The following is a 25,446-nucleotide window of genomic DNA, read 5'->3' on the forward strand; positions in this document are numbered from 1 at the left end:
GATGAAGTTGTTTTACGGAACCGAACTTTCGAATCCTCTGATGTTGGGTACCGCGCAATACCCCAGCCCGGCGATCCTTGAGCAAGCCTTCCGCCATAGCGGTGCGGGCGTTGCCACCGTTTCGCTTCGGCGGGAATCCGGGGCGGGTCAGACGTTCTGGCAGATGATCCGCGATCTGGGCGTTCAGGTGCTGCCCAATACCGCCGGGTGCCACACCGTCAAAGAGGCAGTCACCACAGCCCATATGGCGCGCGAGGTGTTTGATACTGGGTGGATCAAACTGGAATTGATTGGCCACACGGACAGTCTGCAACCAGACGTATTCCAGCTGGTCGAAGCCGCGCGTATTCTGACTGACGATGGGTTTCAGGTATTTCCCTACACAACCGACGATCTGATCGTCGGCGAACGACTTTTGGCCGCTGGGTGCGAAGTTCTGATGCCTTGGGGTGCGCCAATCGGATCGGGCCGCGGGTTGAACAACGAATACGCTCTGCGCGCCATGCGGGCCGAATTCCCGGATGTTCCGTTGGTCATCGACGCAGGTATCGGCCTGCCCAGCCACGCGGCCCACGCGATGGAGTTGGGTTTTGACGCCGTTTTGTTGAACACCGCGGTCGCCCGTGCCGGAGATCCCGTATTGATGGCCAAAGCAATGATGCGCGCGATCGAAGCCGGACAACTGGCCCATCAGGCTGACCCGATCGAGGCACGAGATATGGCCGAACCTTCGACCCCTGTCATCGGTAAGGCGTTTTTGTCATGAAACTGGATCGTTTTTATCCGATTTTCGATCACTCGGGCTGGTTGCAGCGCATGCTGCCATTGGGTGTGAAGCTGGTACAGCTTCGGGTGAAAGATCAGCCTTTTGACGTAGTGCGGGAACAGATTTCCATATCTCAGGAATTATGCAGGGCGCATGGGTCGGTTCTGGTTGTAAACGACCACTGGCAACAGGCCATCGATCTGGGATGTGACTGGATTCATCTGGGTCAGGAAGATCTGGATGAGGCTGATCTGAAGTCCATTCGAAAAGCGGGTCTAAAGCTTGGCGTTTCGACCCATGATGATGATGAGCTGGAGCGCGTTCTGGCCATGGACCCGGACTATGTCGCGCTGGGTCCGGTCTATCCGACCATTCTGAAAAAGATGAAGTGGCATGAGCAAGGATTGCCACGTGTGACCGAATGGAAAGAACGAGTGGGGAATATCCCGCTCGTTGGCATCGGCGGGATGAGCGTCGAGCGTGCACCGGGCGTACTGGACGCAGGTGCGGACATCGTTTCGGTCGTAACGGACATCACTTTTAATTCTGATCCTGAGGCGCGCGTACGTGAATGGATCGAGGTCACCCGATGAGCCGATATGCGCGTCAAACCCTGCTGCCCGAACTTGGGCCCAAAGGGCAGGCGCGGCTGTCGTCGGCCCGCGTCTTAGTGGTGGGCGCGGGTGGTTTGGCTGCGCCCGTTTTGCCTTTGCTGGCAGGTGCAGGTGTCGGTCAGATCACGATTGTGGATAGCGACACAGTGGATCTGTCGAACCTGCATCGCCAGACCTTATTCACCGAGGCAGATTGCGGACAGCCAAAGGCTGACGTTGCCGCCCAGCGGTGCCGTGCCTTGAACGGCGAGATCACTGTCCAAGGTCTTGAGCAAAAGCTCACGAGTGACAACGCTCCGCATCTGGTTGCGCAGGCGGACGTGATCCTCGATTGCGCAGATAGTTATGCCGCCAGCTATATCTTGTCGGACACCTGTCTGGCGCAGGGTAAACCTTTGATCAGCGCCTCGGTTCTGGGGATGACGGGGTATGTCGGTGGATTTTGCGGCAATGCGCCCTCGCTGCGGGCGTTGTTCCCGGATGCACCGGAAAGCGGGGCCAGCTGCGCCACTGCAGGTGTCTTGGGGCCGGTTGTCGGTGTCATGGGCGCGATGCAGGCGCAGATGGCACTGAACCTGATCTTGGATCTGTCGCCGTCCCCTTTGGGTCAAATGGTACAATTTGATGCGCGAACTTTGCGCAGTTCCAATTTTCGGTTTGATACCGCACCCGAGCCAAACAGCTGTTTCCGTTTTCTTTCGACCAGCCAACTTACACCCGATGACCAGATCATTGAGTTGCGCGGCGAAGACGAAGCCCCCAAGCCTGCGCACCCGAATGCGCAGCGGGTAGAGATGAATGATCTGTCCAGTTTAGACCCTAAAAAAGGTAAAAGACTGGTCTTTTGCTGTGCAACTGGCCTGCGGGCTTGGCGCGCGGCTGAGCAAGTACAACCGAATTGGCCGGGCGAGATCGTCCTCGTTGCGGCCTCAACCTCGTGAATGAAAAGGAAACGCAAGACATGAAAAAACTGATCACAGCTATCGCTTTTCTGGCGGCTGCACCGGCATGGGCCGAGGACAAGATGACTGTTCTTTTGGATTGGTTCATCAACCCTGACCACGGTCCGATCATTGTTGCGCAGGAAAACGGGTACTTCGCGGACGAGGGTCTTGAGGTCGAGATCGTACCGCCTGCCGACCCTTCTGCGCCGCCGCGTCTGGTGGCTGCTGGTCAGGCCGATCTGGCAGTGTCCTATCAACCTCAATTGCACCTGCAAATCCATGAGGGCCTGCCGTTGAAGCGTGTGGGTACACTGGTCGCGACTCCATTGAACTGTCTGCTGGTTTTGGAAGACGGCCCAATCAAATCGCTGGCTGATCTCAAGGGTAAGAAAATCGGCTTTTCGGTCGCCGGCGTCGAAGAGGCGATCCTGACGGCAATGCTGAACGCACATGGTGTGTCGTTGGACGACATTGAGATGATCAACGTCAATTTCTCATTGTCACCGTCTTTGATGACCGGTCAGGTGGATGCCGTCATCGGTGCCTTCCGGAACTTTGAGTTGAACCAGATGGATATTGAAGGTGTCGCAGGCCGCTGCTTTTACATCGAAGAAGAAGGCGTGCCATCTTACGACGAGCTGATTTACGTCGCCAACCCCGAAACGATGGATGCCGACAAAATCGCCCGTTTCTTGGCTGCGACCGAAAAGGCCACTCAGTACATCGTCAACAACCCGGAAAAAAGCTGGGAAATCTTTGCGGGCACGTCGACTGAACTGCAGGATGAGCTGAACGCGCGTGCGTGGGTTGATACTCTGCCCCGGTTTGCTCTGCGTCCGGCGGGTTTTGACGCAGGTCGTTACGCACGCTTTGAGGCGTTTCTCAAAGACAGCGGCATGATCGACAGCATCAACCCGGTCAGCGACATCACCATTGATGTGACCGCGCAATGAGCGAGTACGGCAAAGCCTTTGGCCTGATGCGTGAGGCCGCACAAGGGCCGTGGCGGGATTATACCCGCCACGCGTTTGTCGAAGGTATGAAAGATGGAACACTGCCGCGCGCTGCGTTTCTTCATTACCTGCGGCAGGATTATGTGTTCCTGATCCACTTTTCGCGCGCGTGGGCGCTGGCGGTTGTAAAATCGGAAACGCATTCCGAAATGCTGACGGCTGTGGGTACAGTGAATGCGCTGGTCGCTGAAGAAATGCAGCTTCATATTGGCATCTGCGAAGCGGCCGGTATTTCCCAGGAAGAGCTGTTTTCCACCCCCGAACGGGCCGAAAATCTGGCCTATACGCGCTTCGTGCTCGAAGCTGGATATAGCGGAGATCTGCTGGACTTGCTGTCGGCACTTGCGCCTTGCGTCATGGGATATGGCGAAATCGGCAAGAGACTGGCTTCCGAGGCGACGTCTGAAACCTATCGGGATTGGATCAACACCTATGCCGGTGAGGACTATCAAGGCGCATGCAAGGCGGTTGGAGAATTGCTCGATCAAGCTCTAACACGGCGTATTGGTGCAAATTTCGAGGCTTCTCCGCGCTGGGAACGCCTTTGCCAAACCTTCCGCACAGCGACCGAGTTAGAGGTTAATTTCTGGCAAATGGGTTTGACGCCATGACCCAAGCGCCCGATCTGACCATAAGCGGGCAGGCAAGCATCGGCGGGGCACTGTTGTTTGCGCCTTTGTCCCTGACGCTTGAGGCCGGGCAATGGACTTGCTTGCTGGGTGGATCGGGCGTTGGAAAAACCACGGTACTTCGATTGATCGCGGGTCTGGATACCGGGGCCGAGTTCAACGGTCAGATCGCGGCAAGTGACGGGCAGACGGTGCCAGACCGGGTGGCTTACATGGCGCAGGACGACCTGCTGCTGCCTTGGGCAACCGTGGCCCAGAATGTCTCGCTTGGCGCGCGCCTGAGGGGCGAAAAAGTAGATCAAGAGCGTCGCGATCGCCTGATCCACCGGATGAGGTTGCAGGATCACATGACCAAGAAACCGTCAGAGCTGTCTGGCGGGCAAAGGCAACGTGTGGCTCTTGCCCGTACGCTGATGGAAGACCGGCCTATTGTGTTGCTGGACGAACCGTTCTCGGCTCTGGACGCGCGCACGCGCGCTGATATGCAAGACCTTGCGGCCGAGGCACTGCAGGGGCGAACCGTGTTGCTTGTCACCCATGATCCGGGTGAGGCCGCGCGGCTGGGCCAGTCGATCGTGGTTATGACGGCACAGGGCTTGACCCCATGCGCACCACCTCAGGCACCCGCGCCGCGTCATGTGGATGATCGTGAAACCCTTGAGACGCAAGGTGCGCTTCTGCGATTGCTGAGAGAGGCCGCATGAAGGTGCTTTCCGCCATTGCCGCGACGCTTTTTGCGTTGGCCGTCTGGCAGACCATTGTCAGCCTAACCGGTTTGCCTAAGTTCATTCTGCCGGGGCCTGCACTGGTTGCTGAAACATGGTGGCAGAACCGGTGGGTGATTGCTGAACACACGTGGATCACGGCGGTTGAGGTTGTGATAGGCCTCGCGCTTGGAACTGTTCTGGGGGTCATTACAGCGCTGCAATTGGCCAATTCTCGGGCGGCGCGAGTTTTGGTTCAGCCGATGCTTGTGTTTACGCAGGCTCTGCCGGTTTTTGCGCTGGCACCGTTGCTGACCCTATGGCTGGGCTATGGGCTGTGGTCCAAAGTCGCGATGGCGGTTTTGATCATCTATTTCCCTATCACGTCATCTTTTTTTGATGGGCTGATGCGTACGCCTGCGGGTTATTTGGATCTCGCGCGCACTATGCAGGCCAGTCCCCGCTCTGTCCTATGGCACATCCGCATTCCGGCGGCCTTGCCATCTTTGGCCTCGGGGATGCGACTGGCGGCGGTATACGCTCCCATCGGGGCAGTGATCGGAGAGTGGGTCGGCTCGTCACAGGGGCTTGGCTATCTGATGTTGTTGGCCAACGGTCGCGCCAAGACAGACCTGATGTTCGCAGCGATGCTGACGCTGGGCGTGTTTTCAATCTTGCTGCATCTGGTTGTTCGCAAGGCGACAGCCCGCATGGCGGGCGAGATGCGTTAACCTTTCAGAAACTGATTCTGCGCCACTTTAGTTTCATGACACAGGACGCCTTTGCCGAAGCCCCAATGCTGTTTGAAACGGACGAAGCGCCGGCGCAACCGCTGCCGACTGGTCGGTTACCCTCCTACATCAAAGACCATCGCAAGCGGTTGCGCGAAAGGTTCATGTCAGGTGGTTCGGCAGCAATCCCGGATTATGAGCTGTTGGAGCTGGTCCTGTTCCGCTCTATCCCCCGACAAGACGTGAAGCCGCTTGCCCGGTTACTGCTGGACACGTTTGGTGATTTCAACCGGGTTCTGACAGCGCCGGAGGAACGGTTGCGTCAAGTCAAAGGTGTCGGCGACACGGTCATTACCGATCTCAAGGTGCTTGAGGCTTGCGCGCATCGAATGGCCCGCGCGCGCGTGATGCAACGGCATGTGATCTCGGGCTGGGATGCGCTGCTGGATTACTGCCACACCACAATGGCCCATCGCGAGATCGAGCAGTTTCGCGTGTTTTTCCTGGATCGAAAGAACGTGCTGATCGCGGATGAAGAGCAGGCAAAGGGAACAGTGGACCACGTCCCTGTCTACCCACGTGAAGTGGCCAAACGGGCGCTAGAGCTGAACGCTTCGGCCATTATTCTGGTGCACAACCACCCCTCGGGCGATCCAACCCCGTCGCAGTCGGATGTTGATATGACCAATCGGATTCAGGATGCCTGTCTGGCGCTTGGGCTGACACTGCATGATCACCTGATCATCGGAAAATCAACCGAGCTGAGCTTTCGGTCATCAGGCTACCTGTAAACCTTATTCAATCCAGACTTCGACGCGGCGATTGACCTTGCGGCCCCATTCCGTGTCATCGCAAGCCATTGGCATAGCCTCACCAAAGCCGTCCACTTTCAGCTCGACGCTGTCGGGCAGGGATGTCTCGATCGCGGCCAGCACGGCATTGCGCACCGTTTTCGCGCGCAGGAGCGCAATTCTGGCATTTGCCCCAGCTGGACCATCCCCGTCACTAAAGCCGACAAAAACAAGGTTGCGCGTATTGAATTCCCCGGATTCCAGTAACTGCGCGAGCTGCCTTATGTTGGATCGCGATTGGGCATCGGGTCGGGATGATCCAGCTTCGAACCGGAAGGACAAAGACAGCCGGGATTTGTGCCGAAGCGTTTCGATCATGCGCTGCAATTCGTCCAGCCCGACCTCAGCCCCACCTGATGCAACCGCATTTGCCAGCCGGTTTCCTTGCAGTCCGATCGGCATTAACTCGGGCGCTTGATCGACAAAACCGGCGTCGCGAATTGCCAGCTGTGCCGGCGCGCTTTGGGTATAAGCCAGAAACTGGCGGGCAATTCTGGGTAGGCGGCGATTGGGCAGGTACAAGAACATGGGCGAAGTCAGAGGGTAGTCTTCGGTTTTGATGGATTGCCGCGTCGCCCCTAGCGCATGTCCACAGCCTCCGGTCAGGGACAAAGGCCGTGCTGCACCAGCTTCGGCCTGGCTGACGATGCCAAGCGCGAACGGGTCATCCGCCACCGTGCGCACCAAGACCGAGCTGCGATCATGCCGGATCACACCGTCAGACAGTGCCGCGCCTGCGGGACCAAGCAACTGATCTTCGACCCCCTGCGCAAGGCCCGAACCCTCGTCTGGTAAATGCACAGAGAGGGGAGCATCGGGCCCGCCAAGATCGGACCAGTTCGAAATCTCTCCGGCAAGGACAGCGACAAGATCGGACGGTGAAATCTGAGCCAGCGGGTTATCCGGCGCGACGATCGGAACCAGTGCATCCAACGCGATCACACGGGACCGGCGCGACCCGACCAGATCGCCCAAGCCAGCAGATTGGGCGGCGTCCTGTTCGCTGGGGCGAACTTCGCGTAGGGCCATAACAATGTCGGCGTTGTTCGCAATGAAATCTGCGAATCCTTGCCCAGTTGTGCCCGGGTAGAAATAAAAGCGCGCCAACGGCGCCGCACGGTCCGGCTTCTTCAGCTCATAGAAAAATCTGTCAGGTGTTTCGCGGTTGGGTTTGGCGGACAACCCCTCTAGCCGCGCAAAGCCGACTATCAATGCAGGGAGTACTTTTTCGGCCATCGCGGACGAGCCGGAAAAATGTATCTCGGCAACAAAGTCCGTCAGGCTTGGGCAAGCGGGACCAGAACAGGTCACCCCGGACCCGTCGACTGTGAGTTCACCAAACCGGGTTTCCAGACGATAGAACTCACCATCAAAGCTCAGAAGGTTACCCACCACTTCGACCTCGCCGTCATGCGAGGTGAGTGTGATGTCTTGCGCGGATGCGTGACACGCGCACACCGCCCAAAAAAGTGCAGCTGCCGCTACACGCAAATTGATCATTAGAAGCTCGAGCCTGCCTTGGTTTTAGTTTGCCGCGATTGTCAGGTCTTCGAGCAGATTATTCAACACCAGAAACTGACCGGACTGCGTGCAATCCGGCAATGTCAGCGACAAATCGCGTGAGCGCAAAGGCAGGTCGCCACGCAGTTCCATGGATTGCAGGTTCAGTTCCTGACCACAGTTGATTCCGGTTACTTCCGCTTCGACCGACAAAGCGATCGAGCCTGATTGCGCCGACTGAGCTGCAGGGTAGGAATAGACCTGAATGTTTTGTGCGTCGTCCAGTCCCGCTTGGCCCAGGTGCACTACGGTACCAATGCCTTGCGTTTCGGGATCTGCGGATACGTGACCCTTTCCACCATAGCTGGCCCCGAACTCCAACGCGTGGATCTGCAAGTCGGTGTCACCCTTCCATTGCAGAACAACCCGGTCGTAGTAGGCGATTTCGGGGATGTGGGTGGTTGCGACTGTTCCGGTCTGATCATCAACCGAGATCAGAAAGATCGCGTATTCTGTCAATGCAGGTATCGTCAGATCCAGTGCGCCATCTTCATCTGTGGTCTGAGTCACGGTCAGTCCGCTGTGATGCACTTCGATCCGCTCATTGCCGTGGCAGGGGGCTTTGATGGTCAGATGTGCCGCGGCACCAGGAGCGGCTATCGCGCGGGCACTGATGGCACAGTTTGACGAACCAGAGGGGGCTGGCTGGCCTGCTTGCACAACTCGTCTTTGGGTTTGGGTTTCCACGCTTGCATCAATACTCGAAGCCGAGGAGGTCAAAACGATACTGTCGAGCCCATTGATGCCGGTCGCCTGATAAGCAGCCGCATTCGAAGCCACCTGCGTGCCGTCCGGCTGCGCAGGCGTTCCATTCTGCATGAGGTAACCAATTGCCAGGGCGCAAGCGACAGTGCCCCCCGTGGTCACGTAGTTCTTGATTACAAACAAAACACCCTCCCCAGTTGAAGGAGCGAGTCGGATGTTTACGCCGAAACACGGCCAATATGTGGCCGTGTAGCGGACTCATTGTGTCTGAATTGGGGTTATGTCAGGTCAGTCTGCCGTGGCAATGCTTGAACTTTTTACCTGAACCACACGGGCATCTGTCGTTGCGGGACGGGTTGCCCCAGGTCTCTGGATCATCCTCGACAAAGCCGGGGCGCGGATCACCCGATGCTTCGGCTTCGGCCACGGCTTCTGCCTGACCGGCCGCCTGGTCGACTGCTTTTTGCGCCTGAGCCTGCTGCGCCTGCATTTGCGCAAGCATCTCGCGCTGTTCCTCTTCAGTCAGCGGGCGAACGCGCGACAGTTGCTGGGTAACAGTTTCGCGCAAGGTATCCAGCATGGTTTCGAAAAGCTGGAAGCTTTCATTCTTATATTCGTTCAATGGATCGCGCTGGGCATATCCACGGAAACCGACGACCGACCGAAGGTGTTCCAACGTCAGCAGGTGTTCGCGCCACTTGCTGTCGATTGTGTTCAGCAAGACCTGCTTTTCGATGTTACGCATGTTTTCGGGGCCGAATGCGGCAGCCTTTTGCGCCATCATCTCATCGGCGGCTTTGACCAGACGCTCGCGCACCTGTTCGTCGTCCACGCCTTCTTCTGCTGCCCAGTCCTGTACAGGGGCGTCGATGGTCAGCTTGTCTTTGACGGCCTCGTGCAGACCATCCGTGTCCCACTGGTCGGCGTAGGATTTCGGCGGCATGTATTCGTCGATCAGATCGTCGATGACCTGTTCACGCATGTCCGACACGATCTCGGACAGATCGTCCGAGGACATGATTTCGCGTCGCTGGCTGAATACCACCTTACGCTGGTCATTCATCACGTCATCAAACTTCAGAACGTTTTTGCGCATGTCAAAGTTGCGGCCTTCGACCTTGGATTGCGCGCGTTCCAGCGACTTGTTGACCCAAGGGTGAACGATGGCCTCGCCCTCTTTCATACCCAGAGTGGTCAGAACCTTGTCCAGTCGCTCTGAGCCGAAGATACGCATCAGGTCGTCTTCGAGGCTCAGGTAGAATACGGTACGGCCCGGGTCACCCTGACGACCCGAACGACCGCGCAACTGGTTGTCGATGCGGCGGCTTTCGTGGCGTTCCGACGCCATCACATAGAGACCGCCGGCAGCCAACACCTTTTCTTTCTCTTCGGCGTGGTTTGCCTCTTCTGCAGCGCGCAGCTCGGCCGGGTCGGCCTCGGGGTTTTCGGCCAGCGCCTTGAGGACCTTCATCTCGACATTGCCGCCCAGTTGGATGTCGGTACCACGGCCAGCCATGTTGGTGGCGATGGTCACCGCACCCAGACGGCCTGCATCGGCAACGATCTGCGCCTCTTGCTCGTGTTGACGGGCGTTCAGAACGTTATGTTCAATCCCCTCTTTTTGCAGCAATTGGCTCAGCAGTTCGGACTTCTCGATTGAGGTGGTGCCCAGCAGAACCGGCTGGCCCTTTTCCTGCGCCTGTTTCGTCTCTTCGATCATTGCGCCGTATTTCTCACCAGCGGTGCGGTAGACCTGATCGTCCTCGTCCGCGCGTGCGATGGGCTTGTTGGTGGGCACTTCGACCACGCCAAGGCCGTAGATCTCCTGAAATTCCTCAGCTTCGGTCAGCGCGGTACCTGTCATGCCGCCCAGCTTGTCATACAGGCGAAAGTAATTCTGGAATGTCACACTGGCCAGAGTCACGTTTTCTGGTTGGATCGGCACGCCTTCCTTGGCTTCGATGGCCTGGTGCAGACCCTCTGACAGCCGACGACCCGGCATCATACGACCGGTGAATTCGTCAATCAGCACCACGTTCCCGTCCCGAACGATGTAGTCCTTATCGCGCTGGAACAGCTTGTGCGCGCGCAGACCCTGATTCACGTGATGAACCACTGTTGTGCTTTCGGGGTCGTACAGCGAATGGCCTTCAGGAATGAGCCCGGCCGCCAGCAGCTGTTGTTCCAGAAATTCATTGCCTTCATCGGTGAAGGTCACGTTGCGCGACTTTTCATCCAGTGTGAAGTGATCTTCCTGCAAGGACGGTATCAGCCCGTCGATCGAGGTGTACAGATCCGACCGGTCCTCGGATGGGCCCGAAATGATAAGCGGCGTCCGCGCTTCGTCGATCAGGATCGAGTCGACCTCGTCCACAATCGCGAAATTGTGGTGCATCTGATAAATCTCAGCTAGGTCGGCCTTCATGTTGTCGCGCAGGTAATCGAAGCCCAGTTCGTTATTTGTGGCATAGGTAATGTCACAGGAATAAGCGGCTTTCTTTTCGGCATCCGGCTGACCCGACCAGATCACACCTGTGGTCATCCCAAGGGCACCGAAGACTTTGCCCATCCATTCCGCGTCACGTTTGGCCAGGTATTCGTTCACGGTGACCACGTGCACACCTTTGCCGGTCAACGCGTTCAGATAAGCGGGGAAGGTGGCAACCAGTGTTTTGCCTTCGCCCGTCTTCATTTCCGAGATGTTGCCCTGATGCAAAAAGGCGCCGCCCATCAGCTGCACGTCAAAGGCGCGCAGGCCCAGTGCCCGTTTTGCGCCTTCGCGGACGTTGGCGAAGGCTTCTGGCAGAAGATCATCTAGGCTTTCGCCATCCAGTGCGCGTTTGCGAAGCTCTTCGGTTTTTTCGATCAGACCGTCATCGGACAATTTCTCGAACTCGGGCTCCAGCGCGTTGATCTTTTCGATCAGGGGGCGGGTCGCCTTGATCTTGCGGTCGTTCGGTGTTCCGAACACCTTTTTGGCGAGCGTTCCGAGTCCCAGCATGTTCACTCCAGCGGATCTGTTCTTGTCTTGGTTGCGACAGGCTTGCCCACCTTGCGCGCAACCCATAGATACGGGGGGGTGAAAGGCGGCCCTGTCCAAGGCTTCAAAGCGATGTAAGCGGCAGGTTCTGAAGTGTCAACGCTGCGCCCTGTCGCGGCAAGAAAATAGGATGATTCCATGCCCAAAGGCTTCACTTTTCTGCCATCTCTGGCGCTTGCTGCCGTGATGGCCCTGCCACTGGCCGCCGAAACCCAGCCCGATGCCGACACCGTGATCGCGCGTGTGAACGGGGATGAGATCACTTTGGGTCACGTTATCGCCACCGTGGCGACGTTGCCTGCGAATTATCAGCAGATCGAAGACGACGTTTTGTTCGACTTTATTATCGAGCAGTTGATCCAGCAGCAGCTCCTGGGGCAACAGCAGGACGCGTTGACCAAGCTGAATGCCCTTGCTCTGTCGAACGAAACCCGGTCGCTTTTGGCTGTGCAAACTGTGAATGCGCTGGTGGGTGATGTTGTAACCGACGAAGCCATTCAGGCCGCTTATGACGCCCAGTATGCTGATTACGAGGGCGAGGATGAATTCAATGCAAGCCACATCCTGGTTGAAACCGAAGATGAGGCCAAGGAAATCAAATCTCAGTTGGACGGTGGCGCCGATTTCGCTGAGTTGGCGCAAGAGAAATCCACTGGCCCCTCGGGTCCCAACGGCGGTGCGCTGGGTTGGTTCGGCAAAGGTCGAATGGTGCCGGAGTTCGAGAATGCAGTTGTCGCGCTGGAAAAAGAGCAGGTATCCGACCCGGTTCAGACTCAATTCGGCTGGCACGTGATCATTCTGAACGACACGCGCAAAACCGAAGCCCCTGATTTGGCCGCCGTGCGGGATGAACTTTCGCAAAACCTCCAAAACGAAGCGATCCAGGCCCGCATTGACGAACTGACACAGGCCGCGCAGATCGAGCGCCCCGAGATCGAAGGTCTGACGCCAGGCATCGTACGGCAACTGGATCTGATTCAGGAGTAACCCCCCGTGGCAACGATTACCAAGGTCTCGCCGCTGGCTCCGGCGGCATTTCCAGATTTGCCTGCGATTGACGGTGTACGATTTGCCACCGTCGAGGCCGGTGTCCGCTATCAGGGGCGTACGGATGTCATGCTGGCGGTAATGGACCCCGGCACTTCGGTGGCGGGGGTGTTCACGCGCTCTGCCACACGTGCCGCGCCCGTGTTGGATTGTCAGGACAAGATCGGTGGTGACAACGCAGGTCCGGCGGCGATTTTGGTGAATTCCGGTAATGCCAACGCTTTTACTGGTCACTACGGGCAAACTTCGGTGTCCGAGGTGACGCAAGCTGTTTCCAAGGCCACGGGTGTTCCGGTTCAGCGGGTCTTTACCTCTTCTACAGGCGTGATCGGTGAGCCACTGCCGCATGACCGCATTCTTTCCCAGCTTGAGGCCTTGAAGGCGGGACTGAGCCGCCACGGAATCGAGGACGCGGCGCGGGCTATCATGACTACCGACACCTTCCCGAAAGGAGCGTCGGCGCAGGTCGAGATTGATGGCAAAACAGTCTCTATTGCGGGGATTGCCAAAGGTTCGGGGATGATTGCGCCGGATATGGCGACGATGTTGGTCTATATCTTTACCGACGCGCAAGTCGACCAAGCCGCACTGCAGGCAATGTTGGGTGCGCAGACAGATCGTACCTTCAACTGTATCACTGTCGACAGCGACACATCGACCTCTGATAGCTTGCTGCTTTGCGCAACCGGGGCGTCCGGTGTTGACGCGACAGGCAACACAGACTTCGCGCAGGCACTTGAGACGGTGATGCTGGACCTTGCGCAGCAGGTTGTGCGCGACGGTGAAGGGGCCACGAAATTCGTAGAAATTCGTGTGACCGGAGCGGCCTCGGACGCGGACGCCAAGGTGCATGGTCTGGCGATTGCCAACTCACCGCTCGTAAAAACGGCGATCGCAGGCGAGGACCCGAACTGGGGTCGCGTCGTCATGGCTGTCGGTAAATCCGGTGCCGCCGCTGACAGGGATAAGTTGAGCATTTCTTTCGGTGACATTCTGGTCGCCGAGAAAGGCTGGGTCAGCCCGGACTACCGTGAGGAAGACGCAGCCGCCTACATGAAGGGCCAAAACCTCGTGATCGCCGTCGACATTGGGCTGGGTGAGGGCAAATCCACCGTTTGGACCTGCGACCTGACCCATGGCTATATTGAGATCAACGCGGATTATCGCTCGTGAAGACCATCCTTGTTTCTGCCGTCGCCCTGATCGACATCGAGGGCAGAGTGCTGCTGGCCCAACGCCCGGAAGGCAAATCCATGGCCGGTCTGTGGGAGTTCCCCGGCGGAAAGGTCGAGCCCGGCGAAACTCCCGAGGTGGCCTTGATCAGGGAGTTGCATGAGGAACTGGGCATCAACACCTGGACCTCCTGCCTTGCGCCTCTGACCTTTGCCAGCCACAGCTATGATGATTTCCACCTGTTGATGCCGCTGTTCGCCTGCCGTAAATGGGAGGGCATTCCGCAATCCAAAGAAGGTCAGGCCCTGAAGTGGGTGCGCGGAAATGACTTGCGCAACTATCCGATGCCAGCAGCGGATGTGCCGCTGATTCCGATTTTGCGGGATTGGCTGTAGTATTCGAGTTAAGTACGGTGCCCTAAGTTTATTCGGCCTTGTGACTCTGCGCAGAATGAACCGATCACGTTTGCGTTGCGATCATGCGAATGTTCCGGGTTTTTCTCGAAACGCTCCTGATGGCGTAGGGATCGTAAACATTGAAATAAGTGACGACAACGCAAACCACAGCTGTGTCACAAGAATTATCAGTATGCCGACATTGCCCAGCAATGGCACGCCCGATCCAGCAGGGCGCGTGTCCGTGAATGCGGCAATCAAGAACAAAGACAGACCCAAGATCCAGCCAATCCCGGCCGTCCAGAACCGACGGATCTGTTTGTCGTAAACTTCTTTGTAGCCTGGATCATTTCTGCGCCAGATATAAGCCATTAGAACGCCTGCAAACGAGGTCAATAGAGCCACGATGCTTGCGGTATACAGCGCCCAAATGATGGTAGGCTTGGTTTTTGAAGACATTCTCACCTCAAAATATTTTGGTTTACATACTTTTCTACTTAAGCTTGAACGAGCCGTTTTTGTGCCCGTATCAAGTTATTTGTTGGACGGCCTTTCGGTTCAGTCAGATTAACTTCTGCATTCTCCGTAAGACTCTGGTCTACCCCCCCTGTTACAATTCGTAAGAATTGAGAAAACATCAGGCAAAACTTGCTGCTGATCGTGTCTCTGTCCCTGATGGGGCATTGGCGTTCGGGCCTTGGCCCGAGCCCGCCATTTCCGGCCCGGGGAGGGGCCGGATGGGGAGGAGAAAAGAGATTGGCTCAGACGCAGTCGGGCGCAGAAGGGATGACCTCTCTTCCGGCGCTGCTATACCGCAATGTCACCCAGTTCGGGGACGCTCCGGCATATCGGGAAAAGGAATTCGGGATCTGGCAATGCTGGTCCTGGGCCGAGACGGCCAAGGAAATCCGGTCCATTGCGCTGGGGTTCCTGGAACTTGGCGTTGAGAAAGGCGACCATATCGCCGTCATAGGCCGTAACCGCCCAGCCCACTACTGGTCGATGGTCGCGGCACAGATGGTTGGGGCCGTTCCGGTGCCGCTGTATCAGGACTCGGTCGCAGAAGAGATGGCCTATGTTCTGGAGCATTGTGGCGCGAAATACGTTGTCTGCGGTGATCAGGAGCAGGTCGACAAGGTCATCGAAATTCAGGAAAACCTGCATCAGGTCAAACACATCCTCTATACCGACAAGCGCGGAATGCGGAAATACGACCATTCCCAGATGAACGCGCTCGAGGACATCATGGCTGAGGGCAGCGCGGGTCACGCGCGGTTCGATGCTGAGTTGGACAAGCGTATCGCCGCGATCACCTATGACGATACCTGCGTGATGCTCTATACCTCGGGCACCACTGGCAAGCCCAAGGGCGTGGTGCTGTCGAACCGCAATGTGATCGAAAGCGCCAAGAATTCGGCTGAGTTCGATCATCTGACCCGGAATGAAGACATCCTGTCATATCTGCCGATGGCCTGGGTTGGTGACTTCATCTTCTCCATCGGTCAGGCCTATTGGTGTGGCTTCTGCGTGAACTGCCCCGAAAGTGCCGACACGATGATGACCGACCTGCGCGAGATCGGGCCGACTTATTTCTTCGCCCCGCCGCGGGTGTTTGAGACGCAGCTGACCAATGTGATGATCCGGATGGAGGACGCGGGCAAGTTAAAGCAGCGCATGTTCCGTCACTTCATGGACCATGCCAAAAAGGTTGGTGGTCAGTTGCTGGACGGCAAGCCGGTGGGCTTTGGCGACAAGCTAAAATATGCGCTGGGCAACATGCTGGTCTACGGCCCGCTCAAGGACACACTGGGTTATGGCCGGTTCCGCGTCGGCTATACGGCGGGTGAAGCGATCGGGCCTGAGATTTTCGATTTCTATCGGTCTTTGGGCATCAACCTGAAACAGCTTTACGGCCAGACCGAAGCGACCGTATTCATCACCGTGCAGCCCGATGGCGAAGTGCGGGCGGATACGGTGGGTGTTCCCGCACCGGATGTCGAGTTGAAGATCGACGATAAGGGTGAGATTCACTACCGCTCGCCGGGTGTGTTTGTTGAATATTACAATAATCCGGACTCGACCGCCTCGACCAAGGATGCCGAAGGGTGGGTCGCAACAGGCGATGCTGGTTTCATCGAGGAAGGTTCGGGCCACCTGCGGATTATCGACCGTGCCAAGGATGTGGGCAAGATGGCTGATGGGTCGATGTTCGCGCCCAAATACGTCGAGAACAAGCTGAAGTTCTTCCCGGATATCCTGGAAGTTGTTCTGTTCGGAAACGGCAAGGACCGCTGTGTCGCTTTCGTCAATATTGACCTGACTGCCGTAGGAAACTGGGCAGAACGGAACAATGTTGCATACGGGTCCTATCAGGAACTTACGGCGCATCCCCGAGTGTTAGAGACTATCAAGTCGCATGTTGAAGAGGTCAACAAGTCTGTCGCTGCCGATGAAATGCTGTCTGGCTGCCAGGTGCATCGGTTCGTTGTTTTGCACAAAGAGCTGGATGCGGACGATGGCGAGATGACCCGGACGCGGAAAGTGCGGCGTGGTTTCGTCGAGGACAAGTTCGACGACATCATCGAAGCGCTTTATGACGGGTCGTCCAGCGTGTCGACCACGACTGAAGTGACTTATGAGGATGGCCGCAAAGGATCAATCAGCGCGACGCTTGAGATCGTGGATGCGCCGGTTTTCCCGGTCGCCCATCACAAGGTTGCGGCGGAATGAGGGATCGCCGAGCGCCGCTCGACCTCGCGGTCGTCGCCCCGCCCGCCGTCCCGTTTTCGCGTAAGGCCAGGAGAGGCTAATGCTGGATAATTCCGAAGGATATATCACCGAAGACGGCCGCAAGATCGGCGGTGTGGTGATGGAGATGAAGAACATCACTCTGCGGTTTGGCGGCGTTGTGGCGATCAAGGATATCTCGTTCGACATTCGCGAAGGTGAAATCCGCGCCATTATCGGGCCAAACGGGGCCGGGAAATCCTCGATGCTGAACGTGATCTCGGGGTTTTATGTCCCGCAGGAGGGAGAGGTCTGGTTTCACGGATCCAAGCGCCCGCCGATGCGGCCCTTTGAGGTGGCACAGCAGGGCATCGCGCGGACGTTTCAGAACATCGCTTTGTTCGAGGGCATGAGCGTTTTGGACAACGTCATGACCGGGCGGTTGGGGTTCATGAAGACGAACATTTTCCAGCAGGCCTGGTGGAAAGGTAAGGCCGAGGCGGAAGAGACGGAAAACCGGGAAGCCGTGGAAAAGATCATCGACTTTCTGGAAATCCAGCACATTCGCAAGACGCCTGTATCTCGTCTGCCCTACGGATTGAAAAAGCGGGTCGAACTGGCTCGCGCACTGGCGGCCGAACCCAAGCTGCTGCTGTTGGACGAGCCGATGGCGGGAATGAACGTCGAAGAAAAAGAGGACATGAGCCGCTTTGTTCTGGACGTGAATGATGAGTTCGGCACCACGATTGCGCTGATCGAGCATGACATGGGCGTGGTGATGGACCTGAGCGACCGCGTTGTGGTGATGGATTACGGCCGCAAGATCGGCGACGGCACACCCGATGAGGTGCGTAACAATCAGGAAGTCATCGACGCCTATCTGGGGGTGAGCCATGACTGAGCATCTGACAGACATGAGAGGGGGCGGACATGCCTGATCAGCTGATATTCGCGATGGAGGTCATTCTGAATGGCCTGATGGCCGGGGTCCTTTACGCTCTGGTCGCGCTGGGCTTTGTTCTAATCTACAAGGCGTCGGGAATTTTCAATTATGCGCAAGGGGTTATGGCGCTGTTTGCGGCTATGACCCTTGTTGGGATCATGAACGGACAGGTGCCTTTTGCACATCTGATCAACGCCACGTTCGGAACGCATGTTCACCACTTTGGCTGGAACATACCCGCGCTGTTGGCAATTATTCTGACCATGGCCGTTATGGTCCTGCTGGCCTGGGCTGTGCAGCGCTTTGTCATGCGGCATCTGGTTGGGCAAGAGCCCATCATCCTGTTCATGGCAACGATTGGACTGGCGTATCTGCTGGAAGGCGTCGCAGACCTCATGTGGGGGTCTGAGATCAAGACGCTTGATGTTGGTCTGCCGCAGGGCATCAACCTTTGGATTGATGAAAGCACGTTCAACGTATTTGGCTACGGCTTCTTCATCGACAATCTGGATATCGTGGCGACCGTGATCGCGGCGCTCTTGGTCGCGGCGCTGGTGGTGTTCAGCCAGTACACCAAGCAAGGCCGCGCGATGCGGGCTGTGGCCGACGATCACCAGGCGGCGCTTTCGGTGGGTATTTCGCTGAACTTCATCTGGATCATGGTCTGGTCTGTGGCTGGTTTCGTGGCGTTGGTCGCCGGCATCATGTGGGGCACCAAATCAGGCGTGCAGTTTTCATTGTCGCTGATCGCGCTTAAGGCGTTGCCAGTCCTGATGCTGGGCGGATTTACCTCGATCCCTGGGGCGATTGTCGGCGGATTGATCATCGGCGTGGGTGAGAAACTGTTCGAGTTCGCCATCGGTCCGATGGTCGGCGGTGCAACCGAAAACTGGTTCGCTTATGTGCTGGCGCTGATTTTCCTTGTCTTCCGGCCGCAAGGTCTGTTTGGCGAGAAGATTATCGAGAGGGTGTAGCGATGCAAAAACTCATCGCGATCACCAATGTCATTGCCTGGGCCGGGTTCTGGGCATTCGGATACATCGCTCTGACATCGGATGATCTGACAGAAGGTCAGGTGACAATCGCAGCAATCCTGGCCTTTGCGGGGCTGGTGATGGGGATCCTGGCTTATCTGAAACTGGTCCGAGCGTCCGAGGCGAGCGGATACGCCAAAGGGTCCAATCAACTGGACGCCGCTGCCCGTAACCGGGCGCAGGAAGAATGGGGAAAGTAAGATATGTTCTATCGTGAGGCCGGAGACTTCAAAGTCTCATACGCGGATGACAGCCAAACTTTCCCGATCAAGTTCGATCGGTACCGCTATTACGGTGTATTGGCGATCGCGTTTGGTATCATCCCGTTCCTGATCAATGATTACTGGGCCAACGCCCTGCTGCTGCCCTTTCTGATCTACGCCATCGCGGCGATTGGGCTGAACATTCTGGTGGGTTACAGCGGGCAGGTCTCTTTGGGGACTGGGGGGTTCATGGCTGTAGGGGCATATGCCTGTTATAAGCTTATGACGGCGTTCCCGGATGTCAGCATGTTCATCCATGTCATACTTGCTGGCGGGATCACGGCGATCGTTGGTGTGTTGTTCGGCCTGCCGAGCCTTCGGATCAAGGGGTTTTATCTGGCGGTGGCAACGTTGGCCGCGCAATTCTTCCTTGTTTGGCTGTTTAACCGGGTGCCGTGGTTCTATAACTATTCGGCTTCGGGGCAGATCAACGCGCCTGAACGGGATGTGTTTGGCATCATCATCACTGGCCCCAATGCTCCGGCATGGGCGACTTATCTGTTCTGTCTGATCTTCCTGACGCTCAGCGCCGTGATCGCGCGCAACCTGACGCGTGGATCGACCGGGCGCAAGTGGATGGCGATCCGCGACATGGATATCGCCGCCGAGATCATCGGGGTGAACCCGTTGAAGGCGAAATTGACTGCCTTTGCCGTCAGCTCCTTCTTTGTTGGCGTCTCGGGCGCACTGTTCTTTGCGGTCTATCTCGGCGCGGTCGAGGTGGGCGAAGTCTTTGGCATCCAGAAATCGTTCCTTGTGCTGTTCATGATCATTATCGGCGGATTAGGCTCTATTTTCGGATGCTTTGCGGGGGCGGCATTCCTTGTTCTGTTGCCGGTGGTCCTGAAAGTTGTTGGTGCGGACATGCTGGGCTGGCCGACAGATATCGTGGCCCACCTGAACCTCGTGATCGTCGGTCTGATGATCATCATGTTCTTGATCCTTGAACCGCATGGATTGGCGCAGCTGTGGCGTGTCGCCAAAGAGAAACTCAGACTCTGGCCGTTCCCGCACTAAGGGGAGGCCCAATCAGATAACGGGTGGCAAGCCCGAAACACACATCGGACTAACCAAGGGAGGAGACACCCGATGAAATTGAAACTGGCAACTCTGGCGCTGGGCGCCGTGATGGCGGCAGGTCCGGTCATGGCCGACCTCGTGTTCCCATCGCTCAGCTATCGGACCGGGCCCTATGCGGCAGGCGGTATCCCGTTTGCGGATGGCTATGCTGATTACTTTACGCTGCTGAATGAACGCGATGGCGGCATTGGCGGTGTGACCGTTAGCGTCCCGGAATGCGAAACCGCCTATAACACCGAAAAAGGCGTGGAATGTTATGAGGCGACCAAGGGAGAAGGCGCGTTGGTTTACCAACCGCTGTCGACCGGGATCACCTATCAGCTGATCCCAAAACTGGCGGTCGACAAGATCCCGATGCTGACATCGGGTCTGGGGCGTACCTCGGCCAAGAACGGATCTGTGTTCGAGTGGGTGTTCAACTTCCCGGCAAACTACTGGGATGGTGCATCCGGTGCGATCAACCACATCCTTGATATCAATGACGGCAATATCTCGGGCAAGAAGATCGCGCTTGTCTATCACAACTCGGCCTATGGCAAGGAACCGATCCGCACGCTTGAAGAACTGTCTGAAAAGCACGGGTTCGAACTGGTAGCCCTGCCCGTCGATCACCCGGGTCAGGAGCAGAAATCGCAATGGCTGCAAATTCGTCGCGACCGTCCTGACTATGTCCTGATGTGGGGCTGGGGCGTGATGAACCAGGTAGCCGTGCAAGAGGCCGCGAACATCCGGTATCCGATGGAGAACTTCATCGGTGTCTGGTGGTCCGGGTCTGAAAACGACGTGCTGCCCTCGGGCGAGGCCGCAAATGGTTACAAGGCGCTGACCTTCCACAATGTGGGCGCGGATTACCCGATCTATGACGACCTCAAGGCGCATGTCTATGACAAGAACCTGTCCGCAGGCGCTGGCGACCAGCACGGCACAGTGCTGTACAACCGGGGTCTCTATGCCGCAATGCTGGTGGCCGAAGCCGCCAAGAAAGCCCAAGCCATGCATGATGTTGCCGAGATAGACTCGGTCATGATGCGCGACGGGATGGAAGCGCTGGTGATTGACGAGGCGCTGATGTCCGAACTGGGTCTGCCGAATTTCGGCCCGACCTTCTCGGTCTCGTGCGGTAACCACGGTGGTGACGGTCTTGTTGGTGTGACCCAGTGGGATGCATCGGCGAAGACATGGTCTTTGATCTCGGACTTCAAGCAGTCGGATCAGGACGTGATCCAGCCGCTGATTGATGCAGATTCCTCGGCCTTTGCTGCGGAAAACAACATCGACGGGCGCTGCTGAACGGACGCTTTGAAACCCGGGGCGGCGACCTGTCGCCGTCCCGATCCCAACACTCGCACGAGGACACGCGCTGATGCTGGATGCAGCTCAAAACACCGAAGTGCAGGCGGAAACCCTGCTTGAGGTCAATAATATCGAGGTGATCTATAACCACGTGATCCTTGTCCTGAAGGGCGTAAGCCTGAGCGTGCCCAAAGGGGGTATTACCGCGCTGCTTGGTGGCAACGGGGCCGGCAAGACGACGACCCTCAAGGCGGTGTCGAACCTGCTGCATTCCGAACGCGGAGAAGTCACGAAAGGTACAATCAAGTATCGCGGAACCAGCATCCACGAAAGCGACCCGGCCGATCTGGTGGAAAAGGGCGTTATTCAGGTGATGGAAGGCCGCCATTGTTTTGAACATCTGACGGTCGAAGAAAACCTGTTGACCGGGGCCTATACGCGCAAGGACGGTAAGGCCGCGATTCAACAAGACCTTGAACTTGTGTATTCCTACTTCCCGCGTCTGGCCGAACGCCGCAAATCGCAGGCGGGCTACACCTCGGGAGGTGAGCAACAAATGGTTGCGATGGGTCGGGCGCTGATGTCACGACCTGAAACGATCTTGCTGGACGAACCCTCGATGGGTTTGGCGCCGCAATTGGTCGAAGAGATTTTTGGCATCGTGAAGGACCTGAACGAGAAAGAGGGCGTGTCCTTCCTGCTAGCTGAACAGAACACAAATGTGGCGCTTAGATTTGCGCATTACGGTTATATTCTTGAATCCGGTCGCGTCGTGATGGACGGACCTGCGGCCGAATTGCGCGAGAATCCGGATGTGAAGGAATTCTATCTGGGCATGTCTGACGAGGGCCGCAAAAGCTTCCGCGATGTACGTTCATACCGTCGCCGCAAACGGTGGCTGTGAACGGATGGAGGATCTGTCGATGACCTATTTCGATGCACTCGAGACCCGATCAGCCGACAAACGCGCCGCCGATCAGGCGCTGGCGTTGCAGCAACAGTTGGGCCGCGCACTTTCAGCGCCCGGTTTTCAGACCCATCTGGCGGACGTGGATACTGGTGCGGTCAAAACTGTGGAGGATCTGACAAAGCTGCCCGTATTGCGCAAATCCGATCTGGCCAATGCGCAGGCAGCCCGGCCACCATTTGGTGGCTTCACAGTCAAACCCGCGCGCCATTTTCACCATGTCTTTCAGTCTCCGGGTCCGATTTACGAACCGGGCAGTACGGATCCCGATTGGTGGCGCATGGGGCGGTTCCTGCACGCGGCGGGGGTTGGCCCTGGCGACATCGTGCAGAACTGTTTTGGCTATCACCTGACACCAGCGGGCATGATCTTTGAAAGCGGCGCGCGCGCTGTTGGCGCAGCCGTCCTGCCTGCGGGCACCGGTCAGACCGAGCTTCAGGTCACTGCCGCCCGCGATGTTGGGTGCACTGCTTATGCAGGCACGCCGGATTACCTGAAGGTCATTTTGGACAAAGCGGATGAAATGGGCGTCGCCCTTCATTTCACGACAGCCGTCGTTGGCGGCGGGGCGCTGTTTCCATCGCTGCGTCAGGAATATGCAGATCGCGGTATTTCCTGTTTGCAGTGCTATGCGACGGCTGATCTGGGCAATATTGCTTACGAAAGCCCGGCAATCGAAGGCATGATCATTGACGAGCATGTGATCGTCGAGATCGTCACGCCGGGAACAGGCACACCTGTTCCCGAAGGCGAAGTTGGCGAAGTGGTGGTGACGTCTCTGAACCCGGACTATCCGTTGATCCGCTTTGCGACCGGGGATTTGTCGGCCATTCTGCCCGGAGCATCTCCGTGTGGGCGCACCAACGCACGGATCAAGGGTTGGATGGGCCGCGCGGATCAGACCACCAAAATCAAGGGGATGTTTGTGCGACCGGAACAGGTGGCGGCGTTGGTGGACAAGCATGATGAAATTGTCAAAGCCCGCGTCATCGCAGCCCGGCAGGGTGAGATGGACACCATGACGGTCCAGATCGAAAGCCCAACCGGCGATGACATGGCCTATGCCAAATCGGTGGTTGAGGTGCTGAAACTGAAAGGCGCGATCGAGGTTGTGGCGCCGGGATCGCTGCCCAAAGACGGCTTGGTGATCGAGGATCAGCGGGTCTACGAATAGGGCGCTATGGGATCTGCGGCAGTTTGTGCCGCAGATTTGTTCAGCCCCCTACTGGTGTTTCTGAGCGTTTTGGTCGATTAAAGATGAACTCTGCGCCTTAGCCAGTAACAAGCCGGGATCATGGCCGACATCGAATTCTCAGAACACGGTACGCGCAACCGGGGTGCATTGGGCACACGCCTGGTGGGTGCTGTGGCGTGTCTGGTGGCGGCGGCCTGCCTGTTGCCTATGGTGGCTGTTGTGTTGGCAGCGGTTACGGGTGGCACTGACACGATCTCGCATCTTTTGACAACGGTTCTACCCGGCTACGCACTGACGACGGCAGTATTGGTGGTCTTGGTGGCGGCTGGCACCTTTGCTGTCGGGGTCGGTGCGGCATGGCTGGTCACCATGACCCGTTTTCCCGGTGTTCGGTTTCTTGAGATCGCGCTGGTGCTGCCCCTCGCGTTTCCGGCCTACGTATTGGCCTATGCCTACACATTTATTTTGGATCACCCCGGCATCGTCCAAACCACATTAAGGGATGTGACCGGATGGGGACCACGCGATTATTGGTTCCCCGAGATTCGTTCGACCGAGGGGGCAGCGGTGATGCTGATCCTCGTCCTGTACCCTTATGTTTATCTTCTGGCGCGGGCAGCTTTCCTACAGCAAAGCGCCACAGCCTTTTTGGCCGCGCGTGCGCTGGGCAACAGTCCTTGGGGTGCGTTCTGGCGGGTGTCCTTGCCAATGGCCCGCCCCGCAATCGCCGGAGGTGTCTTGCTGGCCATCATGGAAACCGTGGCCGACTTTGGTACGGTTGCTTATTTCGGGGTGCAAACCTTTGCCACCGGTATCTATACCAGCTGGTTTTCCATTGGGGACCGCGCGGCAGCCGCGCAACTGGCGCTTTGTCTTTTGGGCTTTGCTCTGGTCATGGCCGTGGCCGAGCGGATGCAACGTGGTAAGGCCAAATACTATCAGGCGGGTAAAAGCCACGCGACTTTACCTTCAGCGACACTAAAGGGGTGGCAGGCGGTCGCGGCCTTTACCCTTTGCGCCATTCCGGTCCTTTTGGGGTTTCTCCTGCCGGTTTTCATTCTGGTGTCCATGGGCATGGAGTCAGAGCAGAACCTGCTATCGCGCCGGTATATCGGGTTCATCCAAAATTCGTTGACCCTTGCGGGTGTGGCTGCGGTTATCACGGTTCTAGCCGCTATTTGCGTGGGCTTTTTCCAAAGGTTACGTCCCGGGCGAGTGTCCTCAAGCACCGGGTATTTGGCGCGGTTGGGTTACGCGGTCCCCGGCGGCGTGATCGCGGTTGGCCTGATGGTCCCGTTTGCAAGCTTTGACAATGCGCTGGATGCGTGGATGCGCGAGACCTTTGATATATCCACCGGCCTCCTTGTCACGGGGTCGATCTGGTTGTTGGTTGCGGCTTACATGGTACGTTTCCTGGCCGCCGCGCTGAGCGCATATGAGGGCGGGCAAAGCACCGTGCACGCGAATATGGATGCAGCGTCGCGGTCACTTGGCCAATCTCCTTTGGGGACACTGCGCCGTGTGCATCTGCCGATTCTGACGCCCTCTTTGTTGACCGCGTTGCTGATCGTGTTTGTGGACGTGATGAAAGAGCTGCCCGCGACCTTGATCATGCGGCCGTTCAACTTTGATACCCTTGCAGTTCAAGCTTATCGGCTTGCATCGGACGAGCGGCTTGAAGGTGCGGCTGTACCGTCTTTGGTCATTCTGGCGGTGGGTCTGCTACCCGTGATTCTGATCTGCCGACAGGTCGGACGCCGACGCTAAAGGGA

At 57.3% G+C, this 25,446-nt stretch carries 24 protein-coding genes; 20 read left to right on the plus strand and 4 right to left on the minus strand.

Annotated elements, in window-relative coordinates:
* Position 1 precedes the first annotated feature (1 nt).
* The 8 genes from ACR0DG_RS14900 to radC are packed head-to-tail and all read left to right on the plus strand — an operon-like array spanning position 2 to position 6,192.
* On the plus strand, positions 2–766 hold the full coding sequence (locus tag ACR0DG_RS14900) for a thiazole synthase (RefSeq protein ID WP_480699513.1): 765 nt from the start codon (positions 2–4) through the stop codon (positions 764–766).
* Positions 763–1,359, plus strand: a complete 597-nt coding sequence (locus tag ACR0DG_RS14905) for a thiamine phosphate synthase (protein WP_480699304.1) — start codon at positions 763–765, stop codon at positions 1,357–1,359. Before ACR0DG_RS14900 ends, ACR0DG_RS14905 begins: the two co-directional genes overlap by 4 nt.
* Complete coding sequence (locus ACR0DG_RS14910) at positions 1,356–2,321, plus strand: ThiF family adenylyltransferase (RefSeq protein WP_480699302.1); 966 nt, start codon at positions 1,356–1,358, stop codon at positions 2,319–2,321. The genes ACR0DG_RS14905 and ACR0DG_RS14910 overlap by 4 nt, the downstream gene beginning before the upstream one ends.
* A 20-nt stretch (positions 2,322–2,341) precedes the next feature.
* The gene (locus tag ACR0DG_RS14915) at positions 2,342–3,277 is read left to right on the plus strand and encodes an ABC transporter substrate-binding protein (RefSeq protein WP_480699300.1); all 936 of its coding nucleotides are present in this window, start codon (positions 2,342–2,344) and stop codon (positions 3,275–3,277) included.
* Positions 3,274–3,948: a thiaminase II gene (gene tenA, locus ACR0DG_RS14920; RefSeq protein WP_480699298.1), complete on the plus strand. Its 675-nt coding sequence runs from the start codon at positions 3,274–3,276 to the stop codon at positions 3,946–3,948. The genes ACR0DG_RS14915 and tenA overlap by 4 nt, the downstream gene beginning before the upstream one ends.
* Positions 3,945–4,670, plus strand: a complete 726-nt coding sequence (locus tag ACR0DG_RS14925) for an ABC transporter ATP-binding protein (RefSeq protein ID WP_480699296.1) — start codon at positions 3,945–3,947, stop codon at positions 4,668–4,670. The genes tenA and ACR0DG_RS14925 overlap by 4 nt, the downstream gene beginning before the upstream one ends.
* The gene (locus tag ACR0DG_RS14930) at positions 4,667–5,401 is read left to right on the plus strand and encodes an ABC transporter permease (protein ID WP_480699294.1); all 735 of its coding nucleotides are present in this window, start codon (positions 4,667–4,669) and stop codon (positions 5,399–5,401) included. The genes ACR0DG_RS14925 and ACR0DG_RS14930 overlap by 4 nt, the downstream gene beginning before the upstream one ends.
* Before the next feature lie 35 nt (positions 5,402–5,436).
* Positions 5,437–6,192, plus strand: coding sequence for a RadC family protein (gene radC / locus ACR0DG_RS14935; protein ID WP_480699292.1), 756 nt, complete (start codon positions 5,437–5,439; stop codon positions 6,190–6,192).
* 3 nt (positions 6,193–6,195) lie between these two features.
* Here the strand turns inward: radC and ACR0DG_RS14940 are convergent, their stop codons facing one another.
* The 3 genes from ACR0DG_RS14940 to secA all read right to left on the minus strand — a co-directional run bounded on the left by ACR0DG_RS14940 (position 6,196) and on the right by secA (position 11,518).
* Positions 6,196–7,752 (minus strand): phosphate ABC transporter substrate-binding/OmpA family protein, encoded by a 1,557-nt coding sequence (locus tag ACR0DG_RS14940; RefSeq protein ID WP_480699290.1) that lies wholly within the window; start codon positions 7,750–7,752, stop codon positions 6,196–6,198.
* A 24-nt stretch (positions 7,753–7,776) separates the two neighbouring features.
* The gene (locus ACR0DG_RS14945) at positions 7,777–8,700 is read right to left on the minus strand and encodes a hypothetical protein (protein ID WP_480699288.1); all 924 of its coding nucleotides are present in this window, start codon (positions 8,698–8,700) and stop codon (positions 7,777–7,779) included.
* 100 nt (positions 8,701–8,800) lie between these two features.
* Positions 8,801–11,518, minus strand: coding sequence for a preprotein translocase subunit SecA (gene secA / locus ACR0DG_RS14950; RefSeq protein ID WP_480699286.1), 2,718 nt, complete (start codon positions 11,516–11,518; stop codon positions 8,801–8,803).
* A gap of 177 nt (positions 11,519–11,695) precedes the next feature.
* On the opposite strand from secA, the gene ACR0DG_RS14955 reads away from it, so the two are divergent.
* From ACR0DG_RS14955 to ACR0DG_RS14965, 3 genes are read left to right on the plus strand one after another with little or no spacing between them, the layout of a single operon-like run.
* The gene (locus tag ACR0DG_RS14955; protein WP_480699284.1) at positions 11,696–12,544 is read left to right on the plus strand and encodes a peptidylprolyl isomerase; all 849 of its coding nucleotides are present in this window, start codon (positions 11,696–11,698) and stop codon (positions 12,542–12,544) included.
* Between the two features lie 6 nt (positions 12,545–12,550).
* Positions 12,551–13,777, plus strand: coding sequence for a bifunctional glutamate N-acetyltransferase/amino-acid acetyltransferase ArgJ (gene argJ, locus ACR0DG_RS14960; protein WP_480699282.1), 1,227 nt, complete (start codon positions 12,551–12,553; stop codon positions 13,775–13,777).
* Positions 13,774–14,172 (plus strand): (deoxy)nucleoside triphosphate pyrophosphohydrolase, encoded by a 399-nt coding sequence (locus ACR0DG_RS14965; RefSeq protein ID WP_480699280.1) that lies wholly within the window; start codon positions 13,774–13,776, stop codon positions 14,170–14,172. Before argJ ends, ACR0DG_RS14965 begins: the two co-directional genes overlap by 4 nt.
* Before the next feature lie 81 nt (positions 14,173–14,253).
* Here the strand turns inward: ACR0DG_RS14965 and ACR0DG_RS14970 are convergent, their stop codons facing one another.
* A complete protein-coding gene (locus ACR0DG_RS14970) occupies positions 14,254–14,631 on the minus strand; it encodes a hypothetical protein (RefSeq protein ID WP_480699278.1) in 378 nt (125 codons plus the stop codon).
* A 327-nt stretch (positions 14,632–14,958) separates the two neighbouring features.
* Between ACR0DG_RS14970 and ACR0DG_RS14975 the strand changes: the two genes are divergently transcribed.
* The 9 genes from ACR0DG_RS14975 to ACR0DG_RS15015 all read left to right on the plus strand — a co-directional run bounded on the left by ACR0DG_RS14975 (position 14,959) and on the right by ACR0DG_RS15015 (position 25,441).
* Positions 14,959–16,902 (plus strand): AMP-binding protein, encoded by a 1,944-nt coding sequence (locus ACR0DG_RS14975; RefSeq protein ID WP_480699511.1) that lies wholly within the window; start codon positions 14,959–14,961, stop codon positions 16,900–16,902.
* A gap of 79 nt (positions 16,903–16,981) precedes the next feature.
* Positions 16,982–17,800, plus strand: coding sequence for an ABC transporter ATP-binding protein (locus tag ACR0DG_RS14980; RefSeq protein WP_480699276.1), 819 nt, complete (start codon positions 16,982–16,984; stop codon positions 17,798–17,800).
* A 29-nt stretch (positions 17,801–17,829) separates the two neighbouring features.
* Entirely contained in the window at positions 17,830–18,816 is a 987-nt protein-coding gene (locus ACR0DG_RS14985) for a branched-chain amino acid ABC transporter permease (RefSeq protein ID WP_480699274.1), read from the plus strand.
* A gap of 2 nt (positions 18,817–18,818) precedes the next feature.
* Positions 18,819–19,076 (plus strand): hypothetical protein, encoded by a 258-nt coding sequence (locus tag ACR0DG_RS14990; RefSeq protein ID WP_480699272.1) that lies wholly within the window; start codon positions 18,819–18,821, stop codon positions 19,074–19,076.
* Positions 19,077–19,079: 3 nt separating this feature from the next.
* Complete coding sequence (locus ACR0DG_RS14995; RefSeq protein ID WP_480699270.1) at positions 19,080–20,156, plus strand: branched-chain amino acid ABC transporter permease; 1,077 nt, start codon at positions 19,080–19,082, stop codon at positions 20,154–20,156.
* A 72-nt stretch (positions 20,157–20,228) separates the two neighbouring features.
* The gene (locus tag ACR0DG_RS15000) at positions 20,229–21,509 is read left to right on the plus strand and encodes an ABC transporter substrate-binding protein (protein ID WP_480699268.1); all 1,281 of its coding nucleotides are present in this window, start codon (positions 20,229–20,231) and stop codon (positions 21,507–21,509) included.
* Between the two features lie 73 nt (positions 21,510–21,582).
* Positions 21,583–22,416, plus strand: a complete 834-nt coding sequence (locus ACR0DG_RS15005; RefSeq protein WP_480699266.1) for an ABC transporter ATP-binding protein — start codon at positions 21,583–21,585, stop codon at positions 22,414–22,416.
* Between the two features lie 19 nt (positions 22,417–22,435).
* Positions 22,436–23,653, plus strand: coding sequence for a phenylacetate--CoA ligase family protein (locus tag ACR0DG_RS15010; protein ID WP_480699509.1), 1,218 nt, complete (start codon positions 22,436–22,438; stop codon positions 23,651–23,653).
* A 120-nt stretch (positions 23,654–23,773) separates the two neighbouring features.
* On the plus strand, positions 23,774–25,441 hold the full coding sequence (locus tag ACR0DG_RS15015) for an ABC transporter permease (RefSeq protein ID WP_480699264.1): 1,668 nt from the start codon (positions 23,774–23,776) through the stop codon (positions 25,439–25,441).
* The last annotated feature ends 5 nt before the right edge of the window (positions 25,442–25,446 follow it).

This window comes from Ruegeria sp. BG8 (assembly GCF_056538325.1).

Coding starts and splice junctions, on each gene's coding strand:
- ACR0DG_RS14910 (WP_480699302.1), top strand. CDS start 1,356: ATGAGCCGATATGCGCGTCAAACCCTGCTGCCCGAACTTGGGCCCAAA.
- ACR0DG_RS14905 (WP_480699304.1), top strand. CDS start 763: ATGAAACTGGATCGTTTTTATCCGATTTTCGATCACTCGGGCTGGTTG.
- radC (WP_480699292.1), top strand. CDS start 5,437: ATGACACAGGACGCCTTTGCCGAAGCCCCAATGCTGTTTGAAACGGAC.
- ACR0DG_RS14990 (WP_480699272.1), top strand. CDS start 18,819: ATGCAAAAACTCATCGCGATCACCAATGTCATTGCCTGGGCCGGGTTC.
- ACR0DG_RS14975 (WP_480699511.1), top strand. CDS start 14,959: ATGACCTCTCTTCCGGCGCTGCTATACCGCAATGTCACCCAGTTCGGG.
- ACR0DG_RS14995 (WP_480699270.1), top strand. CDS start 19,080: ATGTTCTATCGTGAGGCCGGAGACTTCAAAGTCTCATACGCGGATGAC.
- ACR0DG_RS15000 (WP_480699268.1), top strand. CDS start 20,229: ATGAAATTGAAACTGGCAACTCTGGCGCTGGGCGCCGTGATGGCGGCA.
- ACR0DG_RS15015 (WP_480699264.1), top strand. CDS start 23,774: ATGGCCGACATCGAATTCTCAGAACACGGTACGCGCAACCGGGGTGCA.
- ACR0DG_RS14925 (WP_480699296.1), top strand. CDS start 3,945: ATGACCCAAGCGCCCGATCTGACCATAAGCGGGCAGGCAAGCATCGGC.
- ACR0DG_RS14915 (WP_480699300.1), top strand. CDS start 2,342: ATGAAAAAACTGATCACAGCTATCGCTTTTCTGGCGGCTGCACCGGCA.
- ACR0DG_RS14900 (WP_480699513.1), top strand. CDS start 2: ATGAAGTTGTTTTACGGAACCGAACTTTCGAATCCTCTGATGTTGGGT.
- ACR0DG_RS15010 (WP_480699509.1), top strand. CDS start 22,436: ATGACCTATTTCGATGCACTCGAGACCCGATCAGCCGACAAACGCGCC.
- secA (WP_480699286.1), bottom strand. CDS start 11,518: ATGCTGGGACTCGGAACGCTCGCCAAAAAGGTGTTCGGAACACCGAAC.
- ACR0DG_RS14930 (WP_480699294.1), top strand. CDS start 4,667: ATGAAGGTGCTTTCCGCCATTGCCGCGACGCTTTTTGCGTTGGCCGTC.
- ACR0DG_RS14955 (WP_480699284.1), top strand. CDS start 11,696: ATGCCCAAAGGCTTCACTTTTCTGCCATCTCTGGCGCTTGCTGCCGTG.
- ACR0DG_RS15005 (WP_480699266.1), top strand. CDS start 21,583: ATGCTGGATGCAGCTCAAAACACCGAAGTGCAGGCGGAAACCCTGCTT.
- tenA (WP_480699298.1), top strand. CDS start 3,274: ATGAGCGAGTACGGCAAAGCCTTTGGCCTGATGCGTGAGGCCGCACAA.
- ACR0DG_RS14980 (WP_480699276.1), top strand. CDS start 16,982: ATGCTGGATAATTCCGAAGGATATATCACCGAAGACGGCCGCAAGATC.
- ACR0DG_RS14985 (WP_480699274.1), top strand. CDS start 17,830: ATGCCTGATCAGCTGATATTCGCGATGGAGGTCATTCTGAATGGCCTG.
- ACR0DG_RS14970 (WP_480699278.1), bottom strand. CDS start 14,631: ATGTCTTCAAAAACCAAGCCTACCATCATTTGGGCGCTGTATACCGCA.
- ACR0DG_RS14940 (WP_480699290.1), bottom strand. CDS start 7,752: ATGATCAATTTGCGTGTAGCGGCAGCTGCACTTTTTTGGGCGGTGTGC.